Origin of the sequence: Cognatundibacterium griseum (genome assembly GCF_014284195.1) — a bacterium.
In the GTDB taxonomy this organism is placed as follows: Bacteria; Pseudomonadota; Gammaproteobacteria; order Burkholderiales; family Burkholderiaceae_D; genus Undibacterium; species Undibacterium griseum.
The window spans coordinates 82,439-95,099 of the sequence record NZ_JACOGC010000006.1; the positions used below are offsets into that span (position 1 = coordinate 82,439).

The following is a 12,661-nucleotide window of genomic DNA, read 5'->3' on the forward strand; positions in this document are numbered from 1 at the left end:
TGATCCGCCTGCCCCGGGATGCCTGCATTCCGGCGGCGATAGCGATCATACTGACCGATGGATACCATGACGACGACGCAAACTTCTGACCACCTGCCGGCTCTGGCGATTCCCCTGCTCTCGCTGGCGGCGTTCGGCAGCGGCGTTTCACTCAGGGTGATGGACCCGATTCTGCCTTTGTTGAGCAATGAATTCCATGTCGGACTGGGGGATGCTTCGCTCGTGATTACGGTATTTTCGGTTGCTTACGGCATCGCTCAGTTATTCTTCGGCCCGCTGGGAGATCGCTTCGGCAAATATCTGGTCATTGCCGGCGCCTCACTGGCCTGCGCCGTCACCGCCTTGCTGTGCGGGCTGGTCAGCAATTTTCCCATGCTGCTGAGCGCGCGCCTGCTGGCGGGCGCCACTGCCGCCGCGATCATTCCGCTCTCCATGGCGTGGATCGGCGATGTGATCCCGTATGCGCAACGGCAGCCTGTGCTGGCAAAATTCCTGATCGGACAGATTCTCGGTTTATCGGGCGGTGTGCTGCTCGGTGGATTTGCCGCAGACGCGCATCAGTGGCGCTTACCGTTCCTGCTGATTGCCGCGATTTTCATTTGCACCGCTGCCGGTCTGTTTGCAGTCAACCGCCGTCTTCCGGCGCATGCCCGCCTGACCCGTGAAACAGAGGGTTCGGCGCTGATGCATATCCTGAACGAATTTAGCGAAATCGGCAGGCTGCCGTGGGCAAGACTGGTGCTGGCAACCGTGTTTCTGGAGGGTGCATTTCTGTATGGCCCATTTGCGTTCATCGCTTCGCACCTGCATCAGCGGTTCGGTATATCCCTGACATCGGCAGGCTCGGTCATCATGCTGTTCGGTTTCGGTGGATTTGCCTTCGCCATGAATGCCAGAAGGCTGGTACAGCGGTGGGGAGAAAGCGGGCTTTCACTCCGTGGCGGCATCATTCTCGCCGCTGCGCTCCTGACTACGGGGCTGGCCGCGCAGTGGTGGTATGCCATCCCTGCCTGTTTCATGGCCGGACTGGGATTTTACATGCTGCATAACACGCTGCAGATCAATGCCACCCAGATGGCGCCGGAACGCAGAGGCGCTGCTGTCTCCGCTTTTGCTTCCAGTTTTTTTCTGGGCCAGTCCGCCGGTGTCGGTCTGGCAGGCCGCCTGATTCACTACACAGACACCGGCAATATCATGCTGTCCGGTGCAGCGGGACTGATCGTGGTCAGCCTGTATTTTGCACGCCGCCTGCAGCATAAGCATCTTCATCAGGTGTAAATCCCCCGCAGTATCTCCGCACCAAAACATCACGCCTGCCGCACCAATTAAATGCGCAATTCAGGAGCAGCGCTGATGCCATACCGTCCGCAGCTTCCCGACTGGTTTCACTCCCCACTGCCAGCCCTCCGGTCTCAGGTTGGCACGGTATATGCTTAATACCAGATAACTGAATCAACGGCGATTCAGTCCAATATCAGCAGATCTAACGGTGGGTTTGCACGGACAACGGCGTCCGCCCGGTCAGAGAGAGTTCCTGGCTGTGCGGACGCCTTTTTATTTTTACGGGATAAAAATGATCATGGCCAGCAAAGCAGACACTATCAGACTCTTCAGTTTCGACACGCCGCCAATGCGTGCTTTCCATTTGACCTGGATGGCTTTTTTCACCTGTTTTTTTGCCTGGTTTGCCTGCGCACCGCTGATGCCGGTCATCAAGGGGGAATTTGGCTTAAGCATGGCACAGATCGCCAATATCAATATTGCCGCCGTCTCCGTCACGATCCTGGTGCGGCTGATCATCGGCCCCATGTGTGATCGCTTCGGCCCGCGCAAAACCTATACCGGCCTGCTGCTGACCGGTGCATTGCCGGTGTTCGGTGTGGCATTCACGCAGAGTTACGAAAGCTTTCTGTTCTTCCGCCTGTGCATCGGTGCGATTGGCGCCAGCTTTGTGATCACGCAGTATCACACCTCGGTCATGTTCGCGCCGAATGTGGTTGGCACCGCCAATGCCGCAGCCGCGGGCTGGGGCAATACCGGCGGTGGTGCTGCCCAGGCACTGATGCCTTTGCTGTTATCGGCTCTGCTGATGCTGGGAGTCAGTGAATCACTGGGCTGGCGGCTGGCGATGATGGTGCCCGGCGTGCTGATGCTGTTGATGGCTGTCATCTACTGGCGTTTCACACAGGACTGCCCGGAAGGTAATTATGCAGAATTACGCGCCCAGGGTATCGCTGTCGAAGGCGGAAAAAAAGGCGGCTGGGCCAGCTTCTGTGCGGCCAGTCTCAACTATCGCGTCTGGCTGTTGTTCATCACCTACGGAGCATGTTTTGGGGTGGAAATTTTCATCCATAACATTGCTGCGGTGTATTACGTCGATCATTTCGGTCTGTCGCTGAAAAGCGCGGGCATGGCAGCAGCCAGCTTTGGTCTGCTGGCGCTGTTTGCACGGGCACTGGGTGGCTGGCTGTCTGACAAGGCGGCCTTGCACGGCGGCTTAAATACCCGTGCCAGCCTGCTGTTTGTGATGATGCTGGGCGAAGGGCTGGGCCTGCTGTGGTTTGCCCATGCCAACAGCGTGACGCTGGCGGTCTGCGCAATGCTGACCTTCGGCCTGTTCACCCACATGGCCTGCGGTGCGACTTACGCACTGGTGCCTTTCATCGACCGCAAAGCACTCGGCGGTGTGGCAGGCATCATCGGCGCGGGCGGCAATGCCGGTGCGGTGCTGGCCGGATTTCTGATGAAAAGCCTGGGCGATGTGCAGCAGACACTCGGCCTGTTAGGGATTGCTGTGACGGTTTCAGCACTGTGCGCGATTGCTGTCCGCTTCAGCGCAGCGCATCAGGCCAGCGAACAAATCAGCATTCATAACATCACCGCTTAAGGAATCGCAGATCATGAAAATTATCGTTATCGGTCATGGCATGGTCGGCCATAAATTTCTGGAATGCCTGGCGGACAGTCCGGCAGACAATCTGGAAGTCACCGTCTTGTGCGAAGAACCGCGTCCGGCTTACGACCGCGTCCATTTGTCGGAATTTTTTTCCGGTAAATCGGCGCAGGATTTATCGCTGGTAGCGCCCGGCTTTTTTGAGCGCAGCCACTTCCGGCTGAAACTCAATGCCAAGGCGCAGTCTGTTGATACCGCAGCAAAAACCGTCAGCTATCACCTCGACGGCACGACAGAAACGCTGGCGTACGACAAGCTGGTGATCGCAACCGGCTCTTATCCGTTTGTACCGACACTGGCCGGCAACCAGCGCAAGGACTGTTTCGTTTACCGGACGATTGAAGACCTGGAAGCCATGCAGGAATGCGGCAAGCGTTCCCGCAGCGGTGTGGTGATCGGCGGCGGCCTGCTCGGTCTGGAATGCGCCAAAGCACTGCGTGACATGCAGCTGGAAACCCACGTCGTTGAATTTGCGCCGCGCCTGATGGCAGTGCAGGTCGACGAGAGCGGCGGCCGCATATTGCGCCAGAAAATCGAGGAACTCGGCGTTACCGCGCATACACAGAAAAACACACTCGAAATCGTCGATGGCAAGACCGGCACGCATCGTATGAATTTTGACGATGGCAGCCATCTTGACGCCGACATGATCGTGTTCTCGGCGGGGATACGGCCACGCGACGAGCTGGCGCGCGACAGCGGGCTCAAAGTCGGCGAACGCGGCGGCATCGTGATTGATAACCGTTGCCGCAGTTCCGATCCGGATATTTATGCGATCGGTGAATGCGCGCTGTGGAACGGTAAAATCTACGGTCTGGTCGCACCGGGCTATGACATGGCACGTACCGCAGCACAGGATATCCTGGCGCAGCGCGATACCGGCAACAGCATCGTGGTTCCTGAATTCACGGGCGCCGACATGAGCACCAAGCTCAAGCTGATGGGCGTCGATGTTGCCAGCATCGGCGATCCGCACGGCAAGGTGGCAGGCAGCCGCTCTTATCAGTTCACCGATGAGCGCAAACAGATCTATAAAAAAATCGTGGTCTCTGAATGCGGCAAATACCTGCTGGGCGGCGTGATGGTAGGCGATGCCAGTGAATACGGCACCCTGCTGCAGATGATGTTAAACCGTATCGAATTACCGGAAGCGCCGGAATTCCTGATTCTGCCGCAGGCGGACGGTAAAGCAAAACCGGGTATCGGCGTGGATGCCTTGCCGGACACGGCGCAAATCTGCTCCTGCAACAATGTCTCCAAGGCGCACCTGTGCGCTGCCGTCTGCGATGGCGCCACCGATATTGCAGCCCTGAAAAGCTGCACCAAAGCCGGCACTGCCTGCGGCGGCTGTGTGCCGCTGGTGACGCAGATCATGAAAGCCGAAATGAAAAAGCAAGGCATGGCCGTAAATAACCATGTCTGCGAGCATTTTCCCTATTCCCGGCAAGAGCTTTACCATCTGGTGCGGGTCGGTCAGATCAAAACCTTTGATGCCTTGCTGGCGCAACACGGTAAAGGTCTGGGCTGCGATGTCTGCAAACCGCTGGCGGCGAGTATTCTGGCATCGTGCTGGAATGAATTTGTGCTCAAGAAAGAACACGCCAGCCTGCAGGACACCAACGACTATTATCTCGGCAACATTCAGAGAGACGGCACCTATTCGGTGGTGCCGCGCATGCCCGGCGGTGAAGTCAGCGCAGAGGGGCTGATCGCCATTGGTCAGGTAGCGAAGAAATATGGCCTGTACACCAAGATCACCGGCGGCCAGCGGGTTGACCTGTTCGGTGCGCGGGTCGAACAATTGCCGCTGATCTGGGAAGAGCTGATCGCCGCCGGTTTTGAATCCGGTCACGCTTACGGCAAATCGCTGCGCACCGTGAAATCCTGTGTCGGCTCGACCTGGTGCCGCTACGGCGTGGATGACAGCATGGGGCTCGCCATCGCGCTGGAAAACCGCTACAAAGGGCTGCGTTCTCCGCACAAAATCAAATTTGCGGTCTCTGGCTGCACCCGTGAATGCGCAGAAGCACAAAGCAAGGACGTCGGCGTCATCGCGACCGAAAAAGGTTGGAACCTGTATGTCTGCGGCAATGGCGGCATGAAACCGCGCCACGCCGAATTACTCGCTGCCGATCTCGACCGGACAACACTGATCCGCTATATCGACCGTTTCCTGATGTTCTATGTCCGCACCGCCGACCGCCTGCAGCGCACCAGCGTCTGGCGCGACAATCTGGAAGGCGGGCTCGATTACCTGAAACAGGTGATCGTTGATGACAAGCTGGTATTGGCGGCAGAACTGGAAACGGAAATGCAGCACGTGGTTGACACTTACGAGTGCGAGTGGAAAAAAGCCGTGAACGACAGCGAAACACGTCAGCGTTTCCGCCATTTCATCAACAGCGATCAGGCTGACCAGAATGTCGTGTTCATGGAAGAACGCGGACAGATCCGGCCCGCCACCGTGCAGGAAAGAAAGCGGATTGCGATTGCTGCCGTGGCAGCGGACGCCTGAGCATGGCAGCTCCGGCCCAGGTACTCAATGACCCCATATCTCAATCAAACCGGGAAAAAATCATGCATAGCGATCGTCAACTGAACCAATGGATACCGGTCTGTAATCTGAGCGATATCCTGCCCAATACCGGTGTCTGCGCCCTCATCAACGGCGAACAGATTGCGATCTTTCACATACACGACGGAGAAGACCGGGTATTTGCAATTCACAACTACGACCCGAATTCGGAAGCTGCCGTACTCTCACGCGGACTGGTCGGCAGTCTGGGTGAGCGCATCGTGGTCGCCTCGCCGATTTACAAGCATCATTTTGACTTGCAAACCGGCGAATGCCTGGAAGCGCCGGAACATTCCGTGCATGCCTATCCGGTGCATATCAACAACCATCAGGTCTGGGTCGGCATATGACAGCCCTACAAACCGGCAAAGCAAAGCCCGCTCTGGTGGTGATCGGCAACGGCATGGCGGGTATGCGCACGGTCGAAGAACTGCAAAAACTGGCGCCCGACCTGTACGACATCACCGTTTTTGGCGCTGAGCCGCATGGCAATTACAACCGCATCTTATTGTCGCCGCTACTGGCTGGCGATAAAAAAATGGACGATATCATGCTGCATACGCGCGAGTGGTACCGCCAGCACCGGATCACGCTGCACACCAGCGACCCCGTGGTGGCGATCGACCGCCACCGGCGCACGGTGCGATCACGGGCAGGTATTGAAGTCGCCTATGATCGCCTGCTGCTGGCGACCGGCTCCACGCCGTTCATCATTCCTGTACCCGGCCATCAGTTGCCGGGCGTGATTGCCTTTCGTGATATTCAGGACGTCGAAACCATGCTGCAGGCGGCGCGCAGCCACCGTCATGCGGTGGTGATCGGCGGTGGCCTGCTGGGGCTGGAAGCGGCAAACGGCCTGCTGCGCCAGGGAATGGAGGTCACCGTAGTGCATGTCTGCGGCAGCCTGATGGAAAGACAACTGGATGCCGCCGCGGCACTGCTGCTGAAAAAAGCACTGGAACAAAAAGGCATGCGTTTCCTGTTGGACGCCAATACCAGCGAGATCGTCGGCAACGAGCGTGTCACGGCGGTGCGCTTTCAGGACGGCAGTGAAATTCCGGCGGACCTGGTTGTCATGACGGCAGGCGTGCGTCCGAACATCGCACTGGCCAAACAAGCCGGCTTGCATTGCGAACGGGCGATCGTGGTGGACGATACGCTGCAAACCTATGATCCGCGCATTTATGCAGTCGGCGAATGCGTGCAGCACCGGATGGCGACCTTTGGCCTGGTCGCGCCGATCTGGGATCAGGCACGCGTTTGCGGCGCACATCTGGCCGGTGCCGGTCACCGCCGTTACGTGCAGCAGGCGACGGCAACCAAACTCAAGGTCACCGGCGTCGATCTCTACTCAGCGGGAAATTTCATCGGCGGCGAAGGCAGCGAAGACCTGGTGATGCGCGACCCGCGGCGCGGCATTTATAAACGGCTGGTGCTGAAAGATAACCAGATTATCGGCGCCGTGTTGTACGGCGACGTGAAAGATGGTCCGTGGTATTTCGGACTGATCCAGAATCAGACCGATATTTCAGCCCTGCGCAATCAACTATTGTTTGGACAGGCGCTCTGCGGTGAAGCAGCCTGATCAGGAACCGAAGATGAACATTCCCATCATCCCAGAAACTGCCAACAGCGTGCGTACCACTTGCCCTTATTGCGGTGTTGGCTGCGGCGTGCGTGCCACCGTGCATGCCAACGGCACCACAGATATCAGCGGCGACACACAGCATCCGGCAAACGCCGGACGCCTGTGCGTCAAAGGCTCTGCGCTGGATGAAACCATCGGGCGGGATGGTCGCCTGCTGTATCCGCACATGCGGGATAGCATCACCGGCAATCTGCGGCGCACCAGCTGGGATCAGGCACTTGATACGGTTGCGCAGGGTTTCAGCGACATCATCAAACGCCACGGCCCGGATGCAGTGGCATTTTATGTATCCGGCCAGCTGCTGACGGAAGACTATTACATCGCCAATAAACTGATGAAAGGCTACATCGGCAGCGCGAATATCGATACCAATTCGCGGCTTTGCATGTCGTCTGCAGTCGCCGGACATAAACGCGCCTTCGGTGCGGATCTGGTGCCGGTATGCTACGAAGACCTGGAGCTTGCCGATCTGGTGGTGCTGACCGGCTCCAACACCGCGTGGTGCCATCCTGTGCTGTTCCAGCGCATCGCCAAAATCAGGGAAACCCGGCCTGCCATGAAGCTGGTGGTGATCGACCCGCGCCGCACGGCGACCTGCGAGCTGGCTGATCTGCATCTGCCGGTCAGGGCAGGCACTGACGTCTGGCTGTTTAACGGACTGCTGCATTATCTGTCGCAACATGGCAAAACGGATGCGGCATTTGTCGCCGCGCATACAAACGGGCTGGACGAGGCACTGGCCACTGCCGCCGCCAGCAGTGCCGATCCGCTCACAGTCGCCAAAATCTGCAAAGTCGATGTGCGTGACCTGCTGGCATTTTACGAACTGTTCGCCAGCACAGAAAAAGTCGTGAGTGCCTTTTCACAAGGCGTCAATCAATCGTCTGCCGGTACCGATAAGGTCAACAGCATTATCAATTGCCATCTCCTCAGCGGTCGCATTGGCCGTCCCGGCATGGGACCGTTTTCCATCACCGGCCAGCCGAATGCGATGGGTGGCCGGGAAGTCGGCGGCCTCGCCAATATGCTGGCAGCACACATGGATCTCGATAATCCGGCGCATCGCCAGACCGTGCAGACATTCTGGAATGCACCGCGCATCGCCGACAAGCCAGGTCTCAAAGCAGTTGATCTGTTCCATGCGATCGAGCAAGGCAAAGTCAAAGCGGTCTGGATCATGGCCACCAATCCGGTAGTCAGCCTGCCGGATGCCGATCAGGTGCAGCGTGCGCTCGCCCAGTGCGAACTGGTGGTGGTCTCCGACATCACCGAAAAAACAGACACCAACGCTTGCGCCCATGTGCTGCTGCCCGCGCTCGGCTGGGGTGAGAAAGACGGCACGGTCACCAATTCCGAACGCCGCATTTCACGGCAGCGCCCTTTCCTTCCTCCTCCCGGAGAAGCGCGTGCCGACTGGCAGATTTTGTGCGATGTCGCGCAACGTATGGGATTTGACGGCTTCCGCTATCAGAGTGTGCACGAGATATTCGACGAACATGCCAGACTGACAGCCCGTGACAATACAGCGACAAACTCCGGCAAACAGCCGCGCCTGCTGAATCTGAGCGGGCTGTGCGGCATGGGCAAAGCCCGGTTCGACGCCATGCAGCCTGTGCAGTGGCCAGTCATGCCCGCTGCGCATGACGAACCCCGGGGCACGCAACGGCTGTTCACCGATCATCATTTTGCCCATCCCGATGGCAGGGCACGCTTCATCCCGACAGCGCCACGCACACCGAAAAACATGCCGGATCAGGACTATCCGCTGAGTCTCAATACTGGTCGCGTACGCGATCAGTGGCACACCATGACCCGCAGCGGAAAGTCGCCAAAGCTGAACAACCACATCTCCGAATCGTTCATCGACATGCACCCGCAAGATGCGCTGCTGTGCGGTGTGCGCGAAGGCGGCCTGGCACGGGTTTCCTCGCCGTGGGGCGCCATGGTGGCACGAGTGCAGCATGGCGGCGGCATTCCGCGCGGCAGCATCTTTGTGCCGATTCACTGGAACAATCAGTCCGCATCGGACGCCCGTATCGGCGCAGTCGTGAATCCGGTTGTCGATCCGGTTTCCGGCGAACCAGAATTCAAACATACCCCGGTGCGGGTGGAAGAATTTCCGGTTTCCTGGCATGGTTTCATCCTGAGCCGCCACGATCTTGCACTTGGTGAAATCGCGCACTGGAGCCGGATTCAGGGACGTGCACTGACGCGTTACGAACTCGCTGGCCGCAATCAGATCGGCCATCACGGGCAATGGGCGCGCCAGCTGTTCGGCATTCACGACCCCGACGCCGACTGGCTCGAATACGAAGACAAAACTGCCGGTATGTATCGTGCCGTCCACATACGCGACGACCGCATCGAGAGCTGCCTGTTTCTCTCTCCCCGCCCTGACCTGCCCTCGCGCACCTGGCTCGCCAGCCTGTTTGCCAAAGACCTGCTGGAAGAAGCCGACCGCATCGGCCTGCTGATCGGCCAGCCAATAGAAAAAGGCATCGACACCGGCCCCACGATCTGCTCCTGCTTCGGCGTCGGCCGCAACACCATCTGCGACATCATCCGCCAGCAAAACATCACCTCCGTCACCCAGGTCACAAGCTGTCTGAAAGCCGGCGGCAACTGCGGCTCATGCGTCCCTGAAATTAAAAAACTGCTGGAACTTACGATGGCAGAAGCGACAGAGAGCTGATTCGGTAATCACTCTTAAGAAAAAACTGAAATAATCAAGGTGCAAAAACAAAGATTTGGCCGGCATTTAAAGAAAAGGTGAAACTAGTTTTGATGCTATAACTTACTTATACAGATTAGTTACCCTTGGGTTTTGCGGCTTCGATTTGCTTTGCAGTCAGCGCCATGGCAAAAGTAGGTAAATTTTTGAGTTACCTACTTTTTACCTACTTTCTACCGTTTACATATTCTTACGTCATTTTCCGCAGAATGAGTCTAAGTGTCTGATTTACCAAAGAAAAAGGGGTTAAACCTTACTTGGTTTAACCCCTTTTTACGTGTTACTGGCGGAGACGGTGTCTATATTTAGGTATTCCAGCCAGTTTCAGCAAGACACAATTCCCCTTTTAAATCAAGAAGTTGTCCGGTATTTGATTCCAGTGAATTTCAACTAAAATCATAGCTATCCAACGCCTACATGTGGGTAAATGTGTGGGTAGATTTTAGGTGTTTGAGTTCGACGGAGAACGCATATCATGGCACGTGCCACCAAAAAACTTTCGGCATTAAGCGTTAAAAACGAAATCCGACCCGGATACCACAGCGACGGGGACGGACTATATTTACAGGTTTCCGCCAATGGCGCGAAGTCATGGATATTCCGGTTCCGGTATCAGGGCAAAGGGCGGGAAATGGGCATAGGCGGCGTCAGCGCAGTGACGCTGGCGGAGGCGCGGGATAAAGCGCAACACTACCGCAAACTGCTGAGCGAAGGGATAGACCCGATTGCAGACCGGCAAGCGCAGCGGGGCGCGTACAAGGTGAACCTGTCGCACACATTCAGCACCGTATCCGGCCAATACTTTGCTTCTAAAAGTATTGAATTTAAAAATGAGAAACATGCTGCGCAATGGATAACCAGCCTGCGAACTTACGCATTCCCGATCATCGGGGACAAGCCAGTCAGCGCAGTGACGCTGGCGGATGTGTGCGACGTGCTGAGGCCGATCTGGACAGTAAAGAACGAAACCGCCAGCAGACTGCGGGGGCGCATTGAAGCGGTGCTAGGGTATGCCAAAACACTCGGACTGCGTAGCGGCGATAACCCGGCAGTCTGGGGTGACAATCTGGATAAGGTCTTTGCAGCCCCTGCGAAAGTGCAGAGTTCCAGCAGCCGTAACATGCCAGCCCTGCCCTATTCAGAGGTAGCCGCATTCCTGCGCGACCTGCGCCAGCAGACAGGGATAGCCGCAGTAGCCCTGCAATTCGCCATCCTTACCGCAGCCCGTAGCGGTGAAATATTCGGTGCGACGTGGAGAGAGTTTGACCTGGACAATAAATTATGGACGATACCAGCCGGACGGATGAAGGCAGGCAGGGAACACCGCGTACCATTGTCCGACAGCGCCATGCGGATATTGAATGACATGCTGGCGCTGCGCACCAGTGACGCGGATTTTGTGTTTCATAACCGCAGGGAACGCGGCGAAACGAAAATGTTAAGCAACATGGCTATGACCGCTGTATGCCGCCGTATGGGGGTGCCAGTCGTTCCGCACGGCTTCCGTTCGACATTCAGGGATTGGGTAGAGGAATGCACAGACACACCGCACACAGTTGCTGAAATGGCGCTGGCGCATACCATCGGCAATAAAGTAGAAGCTGCTTACCGGCGCGGTGACTTGCTGCTGAAGCGGCAGATACTGATGCAGGCGTGGGCGGATTACTGCGAGAAAGCGCCAGCAGCCGTGGTAGCCATCGCCAGAGCGACAGAGGGACAGGCAGCAGGCGCGGCAGCATGAGTGCGACCATGACACGACAGGCGCGGATAGATCAGCAGGCGGCGCTGGCGGATACCCTGACCGAGTTACTGTCACGGTTCCCTGAAAAACCACGTGGGGCGATGTGCAGCCGCGCTGACGCAGCCCGGACAGCGCAGGAAAAAATCAGCAGCGCCAGCGACGCCCTGCAAGGGTTGCAGCAGGCAGTGGCAGCGGTTAAATCACTGGCTGATTCCCACGCATACGACACCCCCTACACTGCTGGCAGACAGGCAGCGCCACGGCGCACGGCGGTCTTTGTGTACGATGAAGGGGGTATTGAAGAAACCCTGTTACGCAAGATCGGGGAACACTTTACAGAAAGCGGCAAAGGCAGCAGGACAGATATTGAAGCGTTGACCCGCATGGTGCGGTGCTTCATTGAGTTCGACAGGGGCGGACTGGCGCTGCCGGTCAGCACGGTACTGCCTGCGCATCTACAGTATCCGGCATTTATTGCCGCGCTCAACGCTGACGGGGTGCTGCAAACAGTGGGCAGATCAGAGGAGCGTATTGCCTCAGCCGATAAAGGCACACGGGGGCGAATACAACAGGCTGCGCGGCACAGACTGGAGACTGCCGGAGCGCTTTTTAATGCCGTGGTGGACGACATGCAGCGCCGGTAAAACAGGTGCGCTATCCAGCAGATTCCATAAAAAGTCAGGGATAGAATGCAACTCGCAAAATGACGGGGGTATGACCTTCATAGTGACGCCAACCCAGCAGCGTTTAGCTGGTTTTCATTGGAGTAACTATGGACACTACAGTAGAAGCAGCCGCACCTGAGATTTATGCCCCGATCAAATGGGAGTCAGCGAAAGACCTCACGCAGCGGTTATCAATCGCGCCTTCTACGTTGCATTATCTTATCCACGCAGAAGGCTTTCCGAAACCCGCGCAGCTAGGACAGCGCATTGTGCGGTATAACTCAGCGCAGGTTGATGCGTGGGTAGCTGCCCGCAGTAAGGAAGCTGCATCTGATGCGGTGAGGTAAT

The 12,661-nt window shown here is 57.2% G+C and carries 9 protein-coding genes; all 9 read left to right on the forward strand.

The features are described 5' to 3' along the window. The first annotated feature begins 66 nt into the window (after positions 1-66). Positions 67-1,278: an MFS transporter gene (locus H8K27_RS14340; RefSeq protein ID WP_230419357.1), complete on the forward strand. Its 1,212-nt coding sequence runs from the start codon at positions 67-69 to the stop codon at positions 1,276-1,278. 301 nt (positions 1,279-1,579) lie between these two features. Beyond that, complete coding sequence (locus tag H8K27_RS14345; protein ID WP_186863868.1) at positions 1,580-2,887, forward strand: MFS transporter; 1,308 nt, start codon at positions 1,580-1,582, stop codon at positions 2,885-2,887. 13 nt (positions 2,888-2,900) lie between these two features. After that, entirely contained in the window at positions 2,901-5,468 is a 2,568-nt protein-coding gene (gene nirB, locus H8K27_RS14350; RefSeq protein ID WP_186863869.1) for a nitrite reductase large subunit NirB, read from the forward strand. A gap of 62 nt (positions 5,469-5,530) precedes the next feature. Further along, the gene (gene nirD, locus H8K27_RS14355) at positions 5,531-5,878 is read left to right on the forward strand and encodes a nitrite reductase small subunit NirD (RefSeq protein WP_186863870.1); all 348 of its coding nucleotides are present in this window, start codon (positions 5,531-5,533) and stop codon (positions 5,876-5,878) included. Further along, the gene (locus tag H8K27_RS14360) at positions 5,875-7,113 is read left to right on the forward strand and encodes an NAD(P)/FAD-dependent oxidoreductase (RefSeq protein WP_230419360.1); all 1,239 of its coding nucleotides are present in this window, start codon (positions 5,875-5,877) and stop codon (positions 7,111-7,113) included. The genes nirD and H8K27_RS14360 overlap by 4 nt, the downstream gene beginning before the upstream one ends. A 13-nt stretch (positions 7,114-7,126) precedes the next feature. Then, positions 7,127-9,868: a nitrate reductase gene (locus H8K27_RS14365; RefSeq protein WP_186863872.1), complete on the forward strand. Its 2,742-nt coding sequence runs from the start codon at positions 7,127-7,129 to the stop codon at positions 9,866-9,868. Between the two features lie 514 nt (positions 9,869-10,382). Then, positions 10,383-11,648: a tyrosine-type recombinase/integrase gene (locus H8K27_RS14370; protein WP_186863873.1), complete on the forward strand. Its 1,266-nt coding sequence runs from the start codon at positions 10,383-10,385 to the stop codon at positions 11,646-11,648. Next, on the forward strand, positions 11,645-12,292 hold the full coding sequence (locus H8K27_RS14375) for a hypothetical protein (protein ID WP_186863874.1): 648 nt from the start codon (positions 11,645-11,647) through the stop codon (positions 12,290-12,292). Before H8K27_RS14370 ends, H8K27_RS14375 begins: the two co-directional genes overlap by 4 nt. A 128-nt stretch (positions 12,293-12,420) precedes the next feature. Further along, positions 12,421-12,660: a helix-turn-helix transcriptional regulator gene (locus H8K27_RS14380; protein WP_186863875.1), complete on the forward strand. Its 240-nt coding sequence runs from the start codon at positions 12,421-12,423 to the stop codon at positions 12,658-12,660. Position 12,661 lies beyond the last annotated feature (1 nt).

What these genes read in the sequence shown, in the direction of transcription:
- H8K27_RS14340 (WP_230419357.1), top strand. Translation starts at nt 67, where the DNA reads ATGACGACGACGCAAACTTCTGACCACCTGCCGGCTCTGGCGATTCCC.
- H8K27_RS14345 (WP_186863868.1), top strand. Translation starts at nt 1,580, where the DNA reads ATGGCCAGCAAAGCAGACACTATCAGACTCTTCAGTTTCGACACGCCG.
- nirB (WP_186863869.1), top strand. Translation starts at nt 2,901, where the DNA reads ATGAAAATTATCGTTATCGGTCATGGCATGGTCGGCCATAAATTTCTG.
- nirD (WP_186863870.1), top strand. Translation starts at nt 5,531, where the DNA reads ATGCATAGCGATCGTCAACTGAACCAATGGATACCGGTCTGTAATCTG.
- H8K27_RS14360 (WP_230419360.1), top strand. Translation starts at nt 5,875, where the DNA reads ATGACAGCCCTACAAACCGGCAAAGCAAAGCCCGCTCTGGTGGTGATC.
- H8K27_RS14365 (WP_186863872.1), top strand. Translation starts at nt 7,127, where the DNA reads ATGAACATTCCCATCATCCCAGAAACTGCCAACAGCGTGCGTACCACT.
- H8K27_RS14370 (WP_186863873.1), top strand. Translation starts at nt 10,383, where the DNA reads ATGGCACGTGCCACCAAAAAACTTTCGGCATTAAGCGTTAAAAACGAA.
- H8K27_RS14375 (WP_186863874.1), top strand. Translation starts at nt 11,645, where the DNA reads ATGAGTGCGACCATGACACGACAGGCGCGGATAGATCAGCAGGCGGCG.
- H8K27_RS14380 (WP_186863875.1), top strand. Translation starts at nt 12,421, where the DNA reads ATGGACACTACAGTAGAAGCAGCCGCACCTGAGATTTATGCCCCGATC.